This is a genomic window from Nocardioides marmoraquaticus (genome assembly GCF_054777915.1).
Genome location: NZ_BAAHAA010000014.1, coordinates 20,497 through 37,203 on the forward strand (window position 1 = coordinate 20,497; position 16,707 = coordinate 37,203).

18 protein-coding genes are annotated in these 16,707 nt (G+C 74.4%); 12 read left to right on the forward strand and 6 right to left on the reverse strand.

What is annotated here, in order from left to right:
* Nucleotides 1–57: 57 nt before the first annotated feature.
* Genes ACYU8I_RS11730 through ACYU8I_RS11740 form a run of 3 tightly spaced genes read right to left on the reverse strand, consistent with a single transcriptional unit; the run spans nt 58 to nt 3,709 of the window.
* Nucleotides 58–1,101, reverse strand: a complete 1,044-nt coding sequence (locus tag ACYU8I_RS11730) for an ABC transporter permease (protein WP_460840911.1) — start codon at nt 1,099–1,101, stop codon at nt 58–60.
* Nucleotides 1,098–2,198 (reverse strand): ABC transporter permease, encoded by a 1,101-nt coding sequence (locus ACYU8I_RS11735; RefSeq protein WP_460840913.1) that lies wholly within the window; start codon nt 2,196–2,198, stop codon nt 1,098–1,100. Before ACYU8I_RS11735 ends, ACYU8I_RS11730 begins: the two co-directional genes overlap by 4 nt.
* Nucleotides 2,195–3,709 carry a sugar ABC transporter ATP-binding protein gene (locus ACYU8I_RS11740; RefSeq protein ID WP_460840915.1) on the reverse strand — a complete coding sequence of 505 codons (1,515 nt, stop codon included), beginning with the start codon at nt 3,707–3,709 and terminating at the stop codon, nt 2,195–2,197. Before ACYU8I_RS11740 ends, ACYU8I_RS11735 begins: the two co-directional genes overlap by 4 nt.
* Nucleotides 3,710–3,809: 100 nt before the next feature.
* Between ACYU8I_RS11740 and ACYU8I_RS11745 the strand changes: the two genes are divergently transcribed.
* Nucleotides 3,810–4,976, forward strand: a complete 1,167-nt coding sequence (locus tag ACYU8I_RS11745) for an ROK family protein (protein WP_460840917.1) — start codon at nt 3,810–3,812, stop codon at nt 4,974–4,976.
* A 136-nt stretch (nt 4,977–5,112) separates the two neighbouring features.
* Here the strand turns inward: ACYU8I_RS11745 and ACYU8I_RS11750 are convergent, their stop codons facing one another.
* Nucleotides 5,113–5,760 carry an SDR family oxidoreductase gene (locus ACYU8I_RS11750; RefSeq protein WP_460840920.1) on the reverse strand — a complete coding sequence of 216 codons (648 nt, stop codon included), beginning with the start codon at nt 5,758–5,760 and terminating at the stop codon, nt 5,113–5,115.
* Between the two features lie 71 nt (nt 5,761–5,831).
* Here ACYU8I_RS11750 and ACYU8I_RS11755 point away from each other — a divergent pair, with 71 nt between their 5' ends.
* The 6 genes from ACYU8I_RS11755 to ACYU8I_RS11780 all read left to right on the forward strand — a co-directional run bounded on the left by ACYU8I_RS11755 (nt 5,832) and on the right by ACYU8I_RS11780 (nt 12,704).
* Nucleotides 5,832–7,310 carry an MFS transporter gene (locus ACYU8I_RS11755; protein ID WP_460840922.1) on the forward strand — a complete coding sequence of 493 codons (1,479 nt, stop codon included), beginning with the start codon at nt 5,832–5,834 and terminating at the stop codon, nt 7,308–7,310.
* Nucleotides 7,311–7,336: 26 nt separating this feature from the next.
* Complete coding sequence (locus ACYU8I_RS11760; RefSeq protein ID WP_460840924.1) at nt 7,337–8,200, forward strand: DegV family protein; 864 nt, start codon at nt 7,337–7,339, stop codon at nt 8,198–8,200.
* Between the two features lie 225 nt (nt 8,201–8,425).
* Nucleotides 8,426–9,292, forward strand: a complete 867-nt coding sequence (locus ACYU8I_RS11765) for a helix-hairpin-helix domain-containing protein (RefSeq protein WP_460840926.1) — start codon at nt 8,426–8,428, stop codon at nt 9,290–9,292.
* Nucleotides 9,289–11,604 carry a ComEC/Rec2 family competence protein gene (locus tag ACYU8I_RS11770; RefSeq protein ID WP_460840928.1) on the forward strand — a complete coding sequence of 772 codons (2,316 nt, stop codon included), beginning with the start codon at nt 9,289–9,291 and terminating at the stop codon, nt 11,602–11,604. The genes ACYU8I_RS11765 and ACYU8I_RS11770 overlap by 4 nt, the downstream gene beginning before the upstream one ends.
* Before the next feature lie 47 nt (nt 11,605–11,651).
* Nucleotides 11,652–12,446 (forward strand): GAF domain-containing protein, encoded by a 795-nt coding sequence (locus ACYU8I_RS11775; protein WP_460840930.1) that lies wholly within the window; start codon nt 11,652–11,654, stop codon nt 12,444–12,446.
* A gap of 99 nt (nt 12,447–12,545) precedes the next feature.
* A complete protein-coding gene (locus ACYU8I_RS11780) occupies nt 12,546–12,704 on the forward strand; it encodes a hypothetical protein (RefSeq protein ID WP_460840932.1) in 159 nt (52 codons plus the stop codon).
* Nucleotides 12,705–12,725: 21 nt separating this feature from the next.
* Here the strand turns inward: ACYU8I_RS11780 and ACYU8I_RS11785 are convergent, their stop codons facing one another.
* Entirely contained in the window at nt 12,726–13,193 is a 468-nt protein-coding gene (locus tag ACYU8I_RS11785) for a hypothetical protein (protein WP_460840935.1), read from the reverse strand.
* A gap of 43 nt (nt 13,194–13,236) precedes the next feature.
* On the opposite strand from ACYU8I_RS11785, the gene ACYU8I_RS11790 reads away from it, so the two are divergent.
* Genes ACYU8I_RS11790 through ACYU8I_RS11810 form a run of 5 tightly spaced genes read left to right on the forward strand, consistent with a single transcriptional unit; the run spans nt 13,237 to nt 16,323 of the window.
* A complete protein-coding gene (locus tag ACYU8I_RS11790) occupies nt 13,237–14,073 on the forward strand; it encodes a PhzF family phenazine biosynthesis protein (protein ID WP_460840938.1) in 837 nt (278 codons plus the stop codon).
* Nucleotides 14,070–14,417 carry a glyoxalase superfamily protein gene (locus ACYU8I_RS11795; protein WP_460840941.1) on the forward strand — a complete coding sequence of 116 codons (348 nt, stop codon included), beginning with the start codon at nt 14,070–14,072 and terminating at the stop codon, nt 14,415–14,417. The genes ACYU8I_RS11790 and ACYU8I_RS11795 overlap by 4 nt, the downstream gene beginning before the upstream one ends.
* Entirely contained in the window at nt 14,414–14,800 is a 387-nt protein-coding gene (locus tag ACYU8I_RS11800; protein ID WP_460840944.1) for a hypothetical protein, read from the forward strand. The genes ACYU8I_RS11795 and ACYU8I_RS11800 overlap by 4 nt, the downstream gene beginning before the upstream one ends.
* A gap of 12 nt (nt 14,801–14,812) precedes the next feature.
* Nucleotides 14,813–15,814: a DNA polymerase III subunit delta gene (holA, locus tag ACYU8I_RS11805; protein ID WP_460840946.1), complete on the forward strand. Its 1,002-nt coding sequence runs from the start codon at nt 14,813–14,815 to the stop codon at nt 15,812–15,814.
* Between the two features lie 2 nt (nt 15,815–15,816).
* Nucleotides 15,817–16,323, forward strand: coding sequence for a putative immunity protein (locus ACYU8I_RS11810; RefSeq protein WP_460840949.1), 507 nt, complete (start codon nt 15,817–15,819; stop codon nt 16,321–16,323).
* Between the two features lie 58 nt (nt 16,324–16,381).
* Here ACYU8I_RS11810 and rpsT read toward each other — a convergent pair whose 3' ends face one another.
* On the reverse strand, nt 16,382–16,642 hold the full coding sequence (gene rpsT, locus ACYU8I_RS11815) for a 30S ribosomal protein S20 (protein WP_460840951.1): 261 nt from the start codon (nt 16,640–16,642) through the stop codon (nt 16,382–16,384).
* Nucleotides 16,643–16,707: the final 65 nt, after the last annotated feature.

The following is a 16,707-nucleotide window of genomic DNA, read 5'->3' on the forward strand; positions in this document are numbered from 1 at the left end:
TCTCCTACGGGTCGGCCCGGGGCGGGCTGTGGGTGGGGTGGGACGGGTGGAGCGGGGTCAGGGGGCGGTACGCCGCCTCGGCCTGCGCGGCCCGGACCGCCAGGCGCGGCCGCCGAGCGCGACGGCGGCGATGATGATCAGGCCCTGCACGGTGTCGCGCCAGGTCGAGGGCACGTCGCGGAAGTTGAGCAGCGTGAAGAGCAGGTCGAGCGCGATCGCGCCGGCGGCGGCGGAGAGCACCCAGCCGCGGCCACCTCCGAGGACCACGCCGCCGAGCACGACGGCGGTGATGGCGATGAACTCGTAGCCGCGGCCGACCGAGGGGTGCACGCCGGCCTGGCCGACGAGGATGATGCCGGCGAGCGTGGCCGAGAGCGACGACAGCACGAAGGCGCGGGTCTTGACCCACCACACCCGGGCACCGCTGACCTCGGCGGCGCGGGGGTTGTCGCCCGAGGCGATCAGCGTGGCGCCGTACGGGCGACGCATCAGCCAGGCCGCCGCGGCGGCGACCACCACGAGCAGGACCAGCGGGTAGGGGAGCAGGTCGACGACGGGCAGGCCCTCGAGGCCGCCGCGGCCGATCTCGCGGAAGGTGTCGGTCGGGTTGCCGGTCGCCGCGCCGCCGGTCAGGTAGAAGACGAGGCCCGACAGCGCCAGCATCGTGCCGAGGGTGACGATGAAGCTCGGCACCCCGAGCAGCGTGGTCGCGAGGCCGTTGACCAGGCCGACGAGCGTGCCGATGACGACCATCAGCACCATCACCGGCAGGATCCGGCCGTCGTCGTCGCCGATGAGGTTGCCGGCCATGACGACCTGGGCCGCGATCACCGAGCCCATCGACAGGTCGAACTCGCCGGAGACGATGACGAAGTACTGCCCGATCGCGATGATCGCCAGCGGCGCGCTGCGGGCCAGGAAGCGCACCAGCCGGTCGGGCTCGCCGAAGGCGGGGTTGGACGCGACCACGGCGACGAGCAGCACCACGACGAGCACGACGACGGCGCCGCCGGGCGTGGCCAGCGTGCCGAGGGCACGGCGGGCGGTGCTGCCCTCGTGGGCGGGGACGGTGCGACGCGGGGCGTCGGTCGTGCTGCTCACCGGGCCTCCTCGGCAGTGGCAGGGGCGGTCTCGAAGCGGGTGGCGCGGCGGGGGATGGCCCGGCGCGCGTAGACCGCGACGGCCACGACGATGACGAGGCCGCGCACGACGTCCTGCAGGAAGGAGTTGACCTCCAGCACGCTCATCAGGCTGTCGAGCACCGCGAAGATCGCGACGCCGCCGATCGTGCCGAGGATGGTGCCGCGGCCGCCGGCCAGCAGCGTGCCGCCGAGCACCACCGCGGCGATCGACATCAGGTCGTAGCCGCCCTGGCTGCCGATCGTCGGGCTGCCGACGCTGGTGCGCGAGAGCAGCAGCAGCCCGGCGACCCCGGCCGTGGTCGAGCACATGACGTGGGCGGCCACCACCGGCACGGAGGTGCGCACGCCCGACATGCGGGCCACCTCGCGCCCACCGCCCACGGCGTAGAGCTGGTGGCCCAGGCGGGTACGACGCAGCACCAGCGCGGCGAGCGCGGCGAGGACGAGCATGACGATTGTCGACAGCGGCACCGGGCCGAGCAGGAAGATGCCCCACAGCTGGAACTCGTAGGGCGCCGAGCCGGCGTTGCCCTGGTAGTTCGACGCGAGGTAGCCCGAGAGCACCAGGCCGATGCCCAGCGTCGCGATGAAGCCGTGCACCTTGAGGCCGGTGACGACGAGGCCGTTGGCGAGGCCGACCAGCGCGCTGACGCCGAGCGCGGCGAGCACGCCGGGCACGACCATCCCGGTCTGGCCGGCCATGACGACGCCGCCGACGAGGCTGGCGAGGCTGATGACGTAGGGCACCGACAGGTCGAGGCTGCCGGCGAGGATGACCATGGTCTGGCCGATCGCGACGAAGCCGAGCGTGCTCATCAGGGTGAGCACGCCGACGATGTTGCCGGTGGAGAAGAAGTTCTGTCCGTCGAGGGCCGAGAGCACCACGGCCACGACGAGCACGGCGGCCAGGGCGACGTACACCAGCTGCGTGCTGTCGGCCCGGCCCAGCGCGGCGAGCGGGCCGCGGCGGCGCCCTCGTCTGGCCGGGCCGGGGGGCAGCGGCGGAGCGGGGGGAGCACCCGCGCCGGGCGCCTGGCCGGTCTCGATGGTGCTCACGCGACCTCCTCGACGCTCGCGCCGGTGGCCAGGGCCAGCACGCTGACCTCGTCGCTGCCGGCGGGCAGCTCGCCGGCGACGCGCCCGTCGCGCATCACCAGGATCCGGTCGGACATGCCGATCACCTCGGGGAGCTCGCTGGAGACCATGACCACCGCCAGGCCCTGGGCGGTGAGGGTGCGGACGAGGTCGTAGATGCCTCGCTTGGCGCCGACGTCGATGCCGCGGGTGGGCTCGTCGAGCAGCACGACCCGTGGGTCGGCGCCGAGCCACCGTGCGAGCACGACCTTCTGCTGGTTGCCGCCGGAGAGGAACTGCACCTCCTGGTCGCCGCTGCGGGCCGCGACCTCGAGCGTGGCCAGCAGGTCGGGCAGCGCGCGCCGGGCGGTCGACGTACGCCGCGGGAACACGGCGCGCACGACGCTCAGGGCGTTGGCGGTGATGCTCTGGTTGAGCGCCAGGCCCGAGGCCTTGCGGTCCTCGGTGACGAGGGCGAGCCCGCCGCGGCAGGCTGCGCGCGGGGTGCGCATCGTGACCTCCTCGCCGTCGAGCAGCACCCGGCCGCGGGTGAAGGGCTGCACGCCGAAGACGCCCTCGAGCACCTCGGTGCGGCCGGAGCCCTGCAGGCCGGCGATACCGAGCACCTCGCCGGCGCGGACCTCGAGGTCGATGCCGTCGACGAAGCCGTTGCCGCAGCCCTCGAGCCGCAGCCGCACGTCGCCGGTCGCGACCTCGGCGGGGCGGTCGGGGAAGAAGGCCGACATCTCGCGACCCACCATCAGCCGCACCAGCGTCGCCTCGTCGAGCTCGGCGGCGGGCCGGGAGTCCACCAGTGCGCCGTCCTTGAGCACCGTGATGGTGTCGCAGAGGTCGAAGATCTCGCGCAGCCGGTGGGAGACGTAGAGGATCGCGACGCCGCGGGCGGTGAGCCGGCGGATGATGGCGTAGAGCAGCTCGACCTCGTGGCCGGCCAGGGCCGCGGTGGGCTCGTCCATCGAGATGATGCGGGCGTCGTGGCTGACGGCCTTGACGATCTCGACGACCTGCTGCTCGGCGACCGACAGCGTGCCCACCCGCGCCTCGGGGTCGAGCCCCTCGACGCCGAGGCCGTCGAGCAGCGCCTGGGTGTCGGTGCGCATGCGGCGCACGTCGACGAGCAGGCCGCGGCGGGGCTCGCGGCCGAGGAAGACGTTCTCCGCGACCGTGCGGTCGGGGAGCAGGTTGAACTCCTGGAAGACCGTCGCCACCCCGGCCGCCTGCGCCTGCAGCGGGTGGGTGAAGCGCACGTCGTCGCCGGCGAGCGTCAGGGTGCCCTCGTCGGCGACGTGGACCCCGGCCAGGATCTTCATCAGCGTCGACTTGCCGGCGCCGTTCTCGCCGACCAGGCCGTGCACCCGGCCGGCCACGAGGTCGAGGTCGACGTCACGCAGCACGACGTTGCCGAGGAACGCCTTGGTGAGGCCGCGGGCGCTCAGCACGGGGGTGCTCTGCTCGGTGTCGGACTCGCTCACGGCGGCACTGTGACACGCGTCTCCCACTTATGTCGAGCACTGGTCAAAAGACGCGTGTCGTGTGTCCGAAGTGTCGGACGCGCGCCACCGACGTGGTTTGATGACGCCCGTGCAGGCCAGCGACGTCTTCGAGCTGCTGCGCGACGGACGACCCTGGACCCGCGCGCAGCTGGCCCAGACCACCGGTCTGGCGCGCTCGACGGTGGCGACCCGGATCGAGGCGTTGATGCGCCTCGGGCTGGTCGCGCCGCGCGACGGCGTCTCCACCGGCGGTCGGCCCGCGTCGCTGTTCGCGATGAACCCCCGCGCCTTCGTCGTCGCCGGCGTCGACGTCGGTGCCACCCACGTCTCGGTCGCCCTCGGCGACCTCTCCGGCGAGCTCCTGGCGCACGACTCGATGTCGCTCGAGGTCGCCGACGGCCCCGAGGTCGTCCTCGCGGCCGTCGCCGCGAGCGTGCGCCGCCTGCTCGACGACCTGCCCGGCAGCCGCCTCGCCGGCGTCGGCATGGGCCTGCCCGGGCCCGTCGAGCACTCGACCGGGCGGCCGCGCAACCCGCCGATCATGCCCGGCTGGGACGGCTACGACGTTCCGGGCCGCGTGCAGCGCGACCACGACGTGCCGGTGCTCATCGACAACGACGTCAACATCATGGCGCTGGGCGAGCGCGAGGTCGCGTTCCCCCACGTCGAGGACCTCGTCTTCGTCAAGGTCGCCACCGGCATCGGTGCCGGCATCATCTCCGGCGGGGCGCTGCAACGCGGCGCCCAGGGCACCGCGGGCGACCTCGGCCACGTGCGGGTCGCCGGGCACGACGACGTCGTGTGCCGCTGCGGCAACCTCGCGTGCCTGGAGGCCGTGGCCGCCGGCCCCGCCGTCGCGGCGGCGCTGCGCTCCCGCGGCGTACCCGCCACCACGACGCAGGACGTCGTCGACCTCGCCCGCGGCGGCGACCTCACCACCGTGCAGGAGGTACGCCGCGCCGGCCGCGACCTCGGCGAGGTGCTCGCGACCCTCGTCAACCTCGTCAACCCGTCGGTGCTCGTCGTCGGCGGCAGCCTCGCCGCAGCGGGCGAGCACCTGCTCGCCGGCATCCGCGAGGTGGTCTACCGGCGCTCGCTGCCCCTGGCCACCGAGCACCTCCAGGTCGTCCCGACCACCGTCGGCCGCGACGCCGCCGTCCAGGGCGCCGTCGCCATGGCCGTCGCCCACGTGCTCTCGCCCGAGCAGATCGAGCTCGGCGTCTCCCGCCTCGCCGCCACGTCCTAGGCCCTGCCGCGGTCCGGGCCGCCGCGAGGCGGTGCTTTTCGAACGAAAAGCACCTGGTCCCGGCGGTTTCCCACCGATGCGCTCCTCGACACGCCGATCAGCAGGAGCGGAACGGTCGGAAGGACGAGAGCAGGCGTCAGAGCCGCCCGATCGCCTCGCGCACGGAGTCGTCGCCGGCGATGACGTCGAAGGTGTCGCCAATGGTGGAGTCCATCTCGAGCACCTCGGCGAGCACGTGGGCGACGTCGCCGCGGGTGATCGAGCCGGCGTCGAGGGTGCCGACGGAGACCCGGCCCGAGGGCACGTCGTCGGTGAGCCTGCCGGGCTTGACGATGGTCCAGTCGAGCTGCGGCTGCGAGCGCACGTAGTCGTCGGCGGCCTGCTTGGCACGCAGGTAGACCTGGAAGACCTCGTCGCTGTCGGGGTCGGCGTCCTCGGTGCCCATCGCCGAGACCATGACGTAGCGGCGTACGCCGGCGGCGACCGCGGCGTCGGCGAGCAGGATGGCGCCGTTCTTGTCGACGGTCTCCTTGCGCTCGACGTTGCCGTCGGCGCCACCGCCCGCGGCGAACACGACGGCGTCGGCCCCGCGGACCTTGCCGGTCATCTCCTCGAGCGTGGTGTCCTCGAGGTCGAGCAGGTCCCACGAGACGCCGTCGGCCTCGAGGTCGGGGCCCTGCTCGGGCGACCGGATCAGGCCGACGACCTCGTGGCCGTCCTGGGCGGTCAGCCGCCCGAGCTGGCGGGCGATCTGGCCGTGTCCTCCGACGATGACGATGCGCACGGGGTGCCTCTCTGCAGGGAACGGGTCTGCCACCAGCGGTACCCCGCGGGGACGACGGGTACCCGCCCCTGGTGACCGAGGTGGAGCACGCCGCAGGCCAGGCCGGCGGCGAGGGAGCAGGGCGGGGCGAGCGCCACGACGACCGGTGGCGGGCGCTCGCGGTCTGCCTGGTCGCGGGCGGCATGTGCCTGCTCGACGTCAGCATCGTCAACGTCGCGCTGCCCTCGATCCGCGAGGGGCTGCAGGCCGACGACAGCCAGGTGCAGTGGATCGTGGCGGGCTACGCGCTCGCGTTCGGCATGGCGCTGGTGCCGGCCGGGCGCCTGGGCGACGCGCGGTCGCGCCGTACGGTCTTCCTGTGGGGCGTCGCCCTGTTCGCCTTGGCCAGCGCGGCGTGCGGCGCGGCGCCGAGCGCCGCCTTCCTCGCGGTCGCGCGGGTGGTGCAGGGCGTCGGCGGCGGCCTCATCACCCCGCAGGTCTCGGGCTTCATCCAGAGCCTCTTCCGCGGCCCGGAGCGGGGCCGTGCGTTCGGCCTGTTCGGCGCGAGCATCGGCATCTCCACCGCGATCGGGCCGCTGCTCGGCGGCGTGCTCGTCCAGCTGGGCGGGCCCGACTTCGGCTGGCGGCTCGTCTTCTACGTCAACGTGCCGGTCGGCATCGCGCTGGTCGCGCTCGCGCTGAAGTGGCTGCCGACAGCACCGGGCGGCCGCAGGCAGTCGCTCGACCCGGTCGGCGTGCTGCTCTTCGGCGTCGCCATCCTGCTGGCGCTGCTGCCGGTCGTCGAGGGTGAGCAGGGCCAGCCGCTGGGCGAGCGGCCGTGGTGGCTGATCGGCGTCTCGGCGGCGGTGCTCGTGGCGTTCTACCTGTGGGAGCGCACGTGGACCCGGCGCGGCCGCGAGACCCTGGTCGACCTGCGCCTGGGCCGCGTCCCGTCGTACGTCTTCGGGCTGGTGCTCGGCACGTTCTACTTCGCCGGGTTCACCGCCATCTTCATCACGCTCACGCTGTTCCTGCAGCAGGGCCTCGGCTACAGCGCGCTCGAGGCGGGGCTGACGCAGCTGCCCTTCGCGATCGGCTCCGCGGTGTCGTCCTTCACCGGCGGGCGCCTGGTCACCAGATTCGGGCGGGTGCTGGTGCTGGTCGGGCTCGTCGTCGTCACCGGGTCGCTGCTCGCGATCGACCTCGTAGTGCCGCGGCTCGACTCGCACGTGGGGTGGTGGTTGGCGCCCTTCCTGCTGCTCGCCGGGCTCGGCGGCGGCTTCGTGATCTCGCCCAACATCACCCTCGCCCTCGACGAGGTCGACGTGGAGCGCGCCGGTGCGGGCGGAGGCCTGCTGCAGACCGCGCAGCGGGTGGGCTCGGCCGTCGGGGTCGCGGTCGTGCTGGCCCAGTTCTTCGACGAGCTCGCCGCCACGCAGGGCGACTACGCCGAGGCGTTCTCGGTCTCCCTGCGCACCGTGGTGGTGCTGGTCGCGGTGGCGCTGGTCTTCGCGCTCGTCGACCTGCTGCGGCGGGTGCGGTCCGCGGACGCGAGCGTCACCCCGCAGTAGTCGGGTGCGCCGCTACCCTGGCGCGCATGCCCGTCTCCCGCGTGGGGGTCGTCACCGACTCCACCGCCTCGCTCGCCTCTGCGACGGCCGCGGAGCACGGCATCGAGGTGGTCCCGCTCGAGGTGGTCGTCGGCGACGACGTGCACCTCGAGGGCACGGGCACGCTCGGGTCGGGCGACCTCGCGCGGGCGCTGCGCGACGGGGTCAAGGTCTCGACCTCGCAGCCCGGGCCCGGTGCCTTCGCGGAGGCCTACCAGCGCCTCGACGATGCCGGTTGCGAGGCGGTCGTCTCGGTCCACCTGTCGTCCGACCTCAGCGGCACCCGCGACTCCGCCGTGCTCGCCGCCGACGCCGCGCCGCTGCCGGTCACCGTGGTCGACACCCGCCAGGTCGGCATGGGGGTGGGGTACGCCGCCCTGGCCGCTGCCGCGGCGGCCGCCTCCGGGCTGGGGGCCGACGAGGTCGCCGACGCCGCCCGCCGCCGGGCCGCCGCCACCACGTCGCTGTTCTACGTCGACACCCTGGAGCACCTGCGCCGGGGCGGACGCATGGGCGCTGCGGCCGCGCTGCTCGGCAGCGCCCTCGCGGTCAAGCCGCTGCTGCGGCTCGATGACGGGAAGGTCGTCGCGGGGGAGAAGGTCCGCACCGCCGGCAAGGCGCTGCAGCGGCTCGGCCAGCTCGCCGTCGAAGCCGCCGACCACCGCCCCGTCGACGTCGCCGTCGCCCACCTCGAGAGCCCCGAGCGCGCGGCCGACCTCGCTGCGATGGTCGGCGACTGGCTCGATGACGAGCTCGACGACCGCGAGGTCACCGTCGTCGACGTCGGCGCCGTCCTCGGCGCCCACGTCGGCCCCGGCATGGTCGGCATCGCCGTCGCGCCGGTGGTCTGACGCCCCAGCCCCGCCCGCCCCCTGATTACCCGCCTGGGCGGGTAATCGGTGACTTAGTGGCCGCGGCAACAGTCACCAAGTCACCGAGAAGGACGACAAGTACGTCACCGGCCGGCCCCGTGCTTGGGCTGACGCTCGGCGTCCACAGGGCCCCGTGACTCCGGATTTTCCACAGGTACGTCGTCGGCCGGCCCACGGTCGCCCGGACCGACCTAGCGTCGCCGGATGCGCAAGTCGCCCCCCGACGAGGTCGTCGCCGCCGCCCGGCGGCGGCTCGAGCTGCTCGGCCGCGAGCTCGACCAGGCCGGGCTCGCCCGGCTGCCCGACGCGCCACCCCCGGCGGAGGTTCCTCCCGACCCCCTCCCGCCGCCGGGGGTGGTGCACCCCTCCGGCCGCCACGCCGCCGCCCGACCGGCCCGGCCCGGACTCGGCGAGCGGGTGGCGGGGCTGGTGCCCGACAGCTTCCGCGGCGCGGTCGCGCTCGAGCGCGGCGCCCTGGTCGTCGTCCTCGTCCTCGCGCTGCTGGGCGCCGGAGCGGCGCCGTACGCCGTCACGCGCGACGCGGGCACCTCGACGCCCGCGCCGCCGGCGACGGTGGCGTCCGCCGAGCCGCTGGTGGAGGCGGCCCCCTCGACGCAACCGACGGCCACGCCCTCGGCCGGCACGGTCACGGTGCACGTCGCCGGCAAGGTACGCCGCCCCGGCGTGCTGGAGCTGCCGACCGGCTCCCGGGTCGACGACGCCGTGCGGCAAGCGGGTGGCGCGCGGCGCGGCACCGACCTCAGCGGGCTCAACCTCGCGCGGGTGCTCGTCGACGGCGAGCAGGTGCTGGTGGGCGTCGTCGGGCCGGTGCCCGGCGCGGCGGCCTCGGCGGCCGAGCAGGCGCCTGGCTCCGCGGCGGCCCTGGTCAGCCTCAACACCGCCACGCTCGACCAGCTCGACACGCTGCCGGGCGTGGGGCCGGTGACGGCGCAGAAGATCCTCGACTGGCGCGAGGCCAACGGTGCGTTCTCGGCCGTCGAGGAGCTGCTCGAGGTCGACGGCATCGGCGACAAGACGTTGGCCGAGATCGCCCCTCACGTGACCCTGTGACGGCGCTGCCGCCGCCGCCCGACGAGCCATCCGACCGCCCCGACCTGCGGCTGCCGGCGTTGGCGGCGGTGGCGTGGGGCGCGGCGCTGGCGGCGCTGCTGCTGCCGCGGGGCGGGCTGCTGCTCCTCGCCGCCGGGCTGGTGGTGCTGACCCACCGGGTGCGCGCCGCCGGACGCGGCCGCACGCTGCTGGCCTGGTGGTTGGCGGCGACGGCGGTCGCCGGGATCGCGGTGGTGCGGGTCGAGGCCGTCGCGTCGGGGCCGGTGGCCGAGCTCGCCCGCGAGGAGGCGGTCGCGCGGCTGGTGCTGGTGACGACGAGCGATGCGGTCGAGCGGGACGGGGCGTTCGGGCCGGTGGTGGTGCTGCGGGCCCGGGTGGTCGACACCGTCGGCCGCGGCGAGCACCACACGGGTCGCGCGCCGGTGCTGGTGCTCGCCGACACCGACTGGCTCCGGGTGCCGCTCGGCACGACGGTGCGCACCACCGCGCGGCTGGCCCCACCGCGCGAGGGTGACCTCGCGGCGGTGGTGCAGCCGCGGGGCCCGCCGACGGTGGTGGCCGAGGCCGCGGCACCCTGGCGGGCGGCGGAGGTGGTGCGGGCGGGGATCCGCGCGGCCGTGGCCGACCGGTCCGAGGGACCGCGTGCCCTGGTGCCGGCGCTGGTGGCCGGTGACGACGCGGGCATGGACGCGACGACCACCGAGCAGTTCGAGACCGCCGGCCTCACGCACCTGCTCGCCGTGTCCGGCACCAACCTGACGCTGGTCGTGGGCGCGCTGCTGCTCCTCGCGCGGTGGGCGGGCGTGCGCGCCCGCGGGTTGCTGGTGGTCGGGCTGCTGGGCGTGGCCGGGTTCGTGCTGCTCGCCCGCACCGAGCCGAGCGTCGTGCGTGCTGCGGCCATGGGCACGGTCGGGCTGCTCGCGATGGGTCGTCACGGTCGGCGCAACGGCACGCGGGTGCTCGCCGCCGCGGTGCTGCTGCTCCTGCTGTGGGACCCGTGGTGGGCGGTGTCGCCCGGCTTCGTGCTGTCCGTCCTCGCGACCGCGGGCATCCTCTGGCTCGCCCCGGGGTGGCGCGACCGGCTGACGACCTGGACGCCACGGTGGGTGGCCGAGGCCGTCGCCGTGCCGCTCGCGGCCCAGCTCGCCTGCACGCCGGTCGTCGCCGTGCTGTCCGACCAGGTCAGCCTGGTCGCCGTCGCGGCGAACCTGCTGGCCGCGCCCGCCGTCGGTCCCGCCACCGTGCTCGGTCTCGCGGGCGGACTCCTGGCCGTAGCGTGGACGCCACTCGGCGCTGCCGTCGCCGCACCCGGAGCCTGGTGCGCTGGCTGGATCATCGCCGTCGCGCGATGGTCGTCGGCCCTCCCGACCGCGGCGGTGCCCTGGCCCGGCGACGGCCTCGGGCTGACGCTGCTGGTCGTGCTGTGCCTGGTCGGCGCGCTGCTGCTCGGCCCGCTGCTGCGTCGACGTCGCCTCGTGGTGGCCGTCGCGGTCGTGTGCGTGCTGGTCCTGGTGGTGCCGACCCACCGGTTGCCGCGGCTGCCCTCGCTCGGGTGGCCGCCCAGCGGCTGGGTGATGGTGGCCTGCGACGTCGGCCAGGGCGACGCCCTCGTGCTCTCGACCGCGCCGGGGGAGGCCGTCGTGGTCGACGCCGGGCCCGACCCCGGCGCCGTCGACCGCTGCCTGCGGCGCCTCGACGTCGAGCAGGTGCCGGTCGTGCTGCTGACCCACTTCCACGCCGACCACGTCGCGGGCCTGGCCGGGGTGCTGCGCGGCCGGTCGGTCGGCGTGGTCGAGGTGAGCGCGCTGGCCGAGCCCGCCGGGGGAGCGGCGCTGGTCTCCGACGTCGCGGCGTCCGCCGGCGTGCCGGTGCGCGAGGCGGCGTACGGCGCGACCCGGGTGGCGGGCGCGCTGACCTGGCAGGTCGTCGGCCCATCGCCCACGGCACCGGTGGAGGGGGCCAACGACGCCAGCGTGGTCGTGCTCGCCGAGTCGCACGGCGTGCGGATGCTGCTGCTCGGCGACCAGGAGCAACCCGCCCAGGCGCGGCTGCTGCGCGAGGTGCCCGAGCTCGACGTCGACGTGCTCAAGGTGGCCCACCACGGCAGCGCCGACTTCGAGCCCGACCTGTACACCGCCACCCGCCCCGGGCTCGCCGTCGTCTCCGTCGGCGCCGACAACGACTACGGCCACCCCGCCCCGTCGCTGCTCAGCGCCCTGCGTCGACTCGACGCCGAGGTCGGTCGCACCGACCAGTCCGGCGATGTCGCCGTCGTGGTCGACGCCGAGGGGCGGCCACGGCTCAGCGACTGAGGTGTCGGTGCGTCCTGCGAGCATCGACGCGAGAGGAGGGCTTCCTCATGGCCGAGACTGAAGACCGCGACGACAAGCCGTGGCGGTGGATCGCTGCTGCGCTCGTCTTCGTGGTGCTCTCGCCGGTAGCGGCCGCGCTTGCCCGTTTCGCTGACGGTACGTGGCTGTACGTCTGGATCGTGGTCCAGGCGGTTGCCACGGGGCTGGCGTTCGTCATCCCCCAGTGGCGGCAGGTCGTGGCGACGAGGAGCGAGGCCGAGGCGGCGGAGCGCGAGCTGGAGACACGAATCGAGACTCGGGTGGCGATGAACGACGCCCTCGACCCGATCCTGCGTCACCTCGGCGAGATCGCCCGCGAGGACGACCCAACGACACGGGAGCAGCTGCGAGCGCAGACGGTCCCACTGGTGCTCAAGACAGCGGCCGAGGCGATCGGTCCCGACCGGTCCCGAGCCTGTTGGTTCCGGCTCGAGGCCGGCCCCCCGAAGCGCCTGGTGCCGGGAAGTGCCGCAGTCGGGCGCGCTGGATCGGCGACCACGACCTTCACCGAGGGAACCGCTGCGGGCGACGCGGCGATCGACATGGTCCTGGCGGACGAGGACAGGCTGTGCGAGGACATCGCCGTCACACCGCCGCCTGGTTGGGACCGTTCGAAGAACCGCGACTACGCGACCTTCATCTCGGTGTCCGTCATCGCCGGTGACACCGCATATGGGATGCTCACGCTCGACGCCGTGGAGCCAGGCACGCTGAGCGCGGAGGACCTGGGGCTGCTCCGGCTGATGGCAGGTCTGCTCGCCGTAGCTCTGAGCATCTCGTCTAGACCGGTGGCCGGGTCGTGACGCGCGTCCAAGAGCGCCGCGCGCAGACCTGTCGGACCGTTGCACTAGTTTCCTGGCCACAGGCTCGGCACACTGGTGGATGACGCAGCAGGAGGCATCGTGGCAGTCAAGATCCCTGGCAAGCAGCCGGACGACCGTGTCCAGCAGATCCTGCGCGACCCCAAGGGCTACTTCGCCAACGCTCGCAAGCAGGCGAGGGCAGCGGTGCAGGCGGAGCGTGACCGGGGTGCTGCTCGCGCCCGTCGCCGCCCCGCCTGAGCATCGGGCTCTGGCACCGGCTCAGGCTCCCGCGAGGGCCACGCCCGTCCACCGCTCGTCTGCACTGACGTCGAGCAGGACGTCGAGCCACTCGGGGACGGGCCGCGGTGTGCGGTCGCCGTCGTCGATCTCGGCGAGCAGGATGCCGTCCAGGAGCTCGTCGACCGCGATCCGCCACCCGTCACGCTCGACGACGTACCGGGTCTTGCGGAGTGTCCGGGCCGGAAGGTCGACGAGGAGCGACCACTCCCGCTCGTCTAGATAGACGTTGGTGCACGCGACCGCGGCGGCCGTACCGTCGACGCGGACCTTCTGGGTCAGCTTGCGCACGACGGGCCGTCCGGTCTCGTGCACCTCCCGGAGACGCAGCCGGCTGCGGTCGACGTACCGGTCCACGATCCGCCGCGTGGCCGTCACGCCGTCGGGGACGCTCGAGACCAAGAACCGCCGTTCACGCTCGACCACGGCGTACTTCAGCGGCACCGACATGCTGCGACGGTACGCGGCGACGCCGAGGTGGCAGGGTGGCGGCGTGACTGCGCGTGGGTTCCGGCAGGTCGACGTCTTCGGGAGCGGGCCGCTGCGTGGCAACCCGGTGGCGGTGGTGCACGACGCGGAGGGGCTCGACGACGCGACGCTGCAGGCGTTCGCGAGCTGGACCAACCTCTCGGAGACGACCTTCCTGCTGCCGCCGACCGACGCGGGCGCCGACTACCGGGTGCGGATCTTCACCCCGGAGACCGAGCTGCCGTTCGCCGGCCACCCGACCCTGGGCACCGCGCACGCCTGGCTCGAGGCGGGCGGGCAGCCGCGGCGCGACGGCGTGGTGGTGCAGGAGTGCGGCGTCGGGCTCGTCGACGTACGGCGCGGGGATGTGCTGGCCTTCGCGGCGCCAGGGTTCCTGCGCCACGGGATGCCCGACGAGTCGACGCTGGCCACCGCCGTACGCGCGCTGCGGCTGCGGTCGAGCGACGTGCTCGGGGCGTCGTGGATCGACAACGGGCCAGGCTGGCTCGGCCTCCTGCTGCGCGACGCCGCGACCGTGCTCGCGATCGAGCCTGACTACTCCGCCATGGGTGACCTGATGCTCGGCGTGGTCGGGGAGCACGACGACGCGGTGGACGCCGACGTCGAGGTGCGGGCGTTCTGCCCCGGCATCGCCGTGCCCGAGGACCCGGTCACGGGCAGCCTCAACGCCGGCTTCGCGGTCTGGCTGCAGGCCGACGGCACCCTCCCCGCGTCGTACGTCGCCCGGCAGGGCACCGCGCTCGGCCGCGACGGCCGCGTGCACGTCGACCGTGACGACGGCGGCACGACCTGGGTCGGTGGCTCGACGTGCACCGTGGTGCAGGGGAGGGTGGAGCTGTGAGCGTGATCCCGATCCTGCGGACCTTCCCCGGACACGAGGCCGACCGGTTCTACCTCGGCTACCTCGGCTTCGTCGTCGACTGGGAGCATCGCTTCGAGCCCGGCCTGCCGCTCTACCGCCAGGTCTCGCGCGAGGGCTGCGTGCTCCACCTCAGCGAGCACCACGGCGACGCGACGCCGGGGAGCGCCGTACGGATCGAGGTCGCCGACGCCGAGGCGCTCAGCCGGCGGCTGGTCGCCGACGACGCCTACCCGCTGCGGCCCGGTGTCGAGGTGCAGGAGTGGGGGCGGGAGGTGCTGGTGCTCGACCCGTTCGGCAACCGACTGGTGTTCTGGTCGCCGTGAGGCTCGACCGGCCCGTCCTCGTCAGCAGCCTGGTCGCGGGTTCGCTCTGGTCGCTGGTGCCGGTGATCTGGCTCGGCGCCTGGGTCCTCGCGGTGATCGGGCTTGGTTACGTCGTGGTCGTCAGCCTGTTCTTCGCCGCGGCCTGCAGCAGGCCGCTGACGATCCGGCAGGAGGCCGCCGTGTGGTTGGTCCCGTGGGTCGTCGCGGTCGCCGTGTGGTTCGCCGTGCTCAGCCCGATCGACGGGCCTGGAGTGTTCGCCTTCCTCCTCGCCCTTCTGCTCGCCACGCCGGCGTACGTGGTGTGGCAGCTGACCGCGGTCCTGCTGCGGGAGCTCGTGCGGTGGCGGGGTTCGGCGAGCGACCGTGCTGTCGGAGGCGCGTGAGAGGCTTCCGCCGTGCCGAGCCGATCCGCTGCCCCGAGCCAGGGCGTGCCCCGCGAGCTGCTGGGGCGGGTGCTGCTGGTGACCGGGCCGGAAGAGTTCCTGGCCGACCGGGCGGTGCGGCAGGCCCGTGCGCTGGTGCGCGAGGTCGACGCCGAGGCCGAGGTCTCGGCGACCGAGGCGGGCGAGCTGACGATGTCGGCGCTGGGCGACCTGGCGGCGCCGTCGCTGTTCTCCAGCACCCGCTGCGTGACGGTCACGAGGCTGGAGGACCTCCCCGAGGACTCCGCGGCCGGCCTGCTCGACTACGCCGCCGACCCGGCGCCCGACGTCGCCCTGCTCCTGGTGCACAGCGGCGGGCAGAAGGGCAGCGGCCTGCTGACCCGGCTGCGCAAGGTCGCGTCGGTGACCGAGGTCAAGGTGGCGACGCCGACGGCGCGTGACTACCCGGGCTTCGTGGTGGCCGAGCTGCGCGCGTTCGGCGCGCGCATCGACCCCGAGGCGGCCGACTTCCTGGTGCAGTCGGTCGGCCACGACCTGCGCTCGCTGGCGGCGGCGGCGAGCCAGCTGAGCAACGACTTCGACGGCCAGGCCCTGACCACCGAGATGGTGCGTCGCTACTTCGGCGGCCGAGCCGAGGCCAAGTCGTTCGTGGTCGCCGACCACGCCCTCTTCGGCCGTACGGCGCCCGCACTCGAGGAGCTGCGCTGGGCCCTCGACTCGGGCACCCCGCCGGTGCTGGTCACCAGCGCGCTCGCCTCCGGCCTGCGCGGGCTCGCCCGGCTGGTCTCCGCCCCGCGCGGACGCTCCGAGGGCGAGCTCGCCCGCGACGTGGGCGTGCCGCCGTGGAAGATCAAGGTGCTGCGCGGCCAGGCCCGCAGCTGGGACCCCGCCTCGCTCGCCCACGCCATCCGGGTGGTCGCCCGCGCCGACGCCGACGTCAAGGGCCAGTCGAGCGACGCCGCCTACGCCCTCGAGCGCGCCGTCATCGAGGTGGCCGGCGCCGCGCGGGGCTGAGGGTGATCCTCCCGGAGGTCCGCGACCTGCGGCTGGTGACGATCCGCCGCGGCGGCACGCTCAGCGACGACGACCACCGGCTGCTGGCGTGGTGGGCGGCCGACTGCGCGGAGCGGGTGCTGCCGCTGTTCGCCGTCGAGCGGCCCGACGACCTGCGTCCGCGCGAGGCGGTCGAGGCGGCTCGTGCCTGGGCGGCCGGCGACCTGGCGATGATGGCGGCGAGAGCGGCCGGCGGTCACGCCATGGGGGCGGCGCGTCCGCTGAGCGGGGCGGCGAGGTTCGCGGCGTACGCCGCCGGGCAGGCCGCCTGCGTCGGCCACGTCGCCGAGCACGACCTCGGCGCGGCGGCGTACGCGATCAAGGCGGTGGCCGCCGACCGCGGCGCCGAGGCGGGCCGGGCCGAGCGTGACGCGCAGCGCCACCTGTTGCCGGCGGCGGTCCGGAGCCTCGTGCTGGAGGACCAGGCGCGGCGCGACACGATCTGCTGGGGCGTCTTCGGCGACCCCTGAGACGACGAACGGCGTCGACCCCCGAGGGGATCGACGCCGCGCGTGCAGCAGCGGGGCCTCAGAGCGAGGCGGCCTGCTTGGAGATCGAGGACTTGCGGTTCGCAGCCTGGTTCTTGTGGATGACGCCCTTGCTCGCGGCCTTGTCGAGCTTCTTGTTCGCGTCGGCGGCGAAGGCCTTGGCCTTGTCGGCGTCGCCGGCGGCCGCGGCCTCGCGGAACTTGCGGATGGCGGTCTTGAGACCCGACTTCACCGACTTGTTGCGCTCGTGCGCGACGAGGTTCTGCTTGTTGCGCTTGATCTGGGACTTGATGTTGGCCACGTGGCTCGCTCTTCCGGTCGCTGAGAACTGGTCAAAAGAAAAGATGGAGGGGTCCGGGAGAGGGC

Coding starts and splice junctions, on each gene's coding strand:
- ACYU8I_RS11745 (WP_460840917.1), top strand. CDS start 3,810: ATGACGCCCGTGCAGGCCAGCGACGTCTTCGAGCTGCTGCGCGACGGA.
- ACYU8I_RS11760 (WP_460840924.1), top strand. CDS start 7,337: ATGCCCGTCTCCCGCGTGGGGGTCGTCACCGACTCCACCGCCTCGCTC.
- ACYU8I_RS11765 (WP_460840926.1), top strand. CDS start 8,426: ATGCGCAAGTCGCCCCCCGACGAGGTCGTCGCCGCCGCCCGGCGGCGG.
- ACYU8I_RS11775 (WP_460840930.1), top strand. CDS start 11,652: ATGGCCGAGACTGAAGACCGCGACGACAAGCCGTGGCGGTGGATCGCT.
- ACYU8I_RS11785 (WP_460840935.1), bottom strand. CDS start 13,193: ATGTCGGTGCCGCTGAAGTACGCCGTGGTCGAGCGTGAACGGCGGTTC.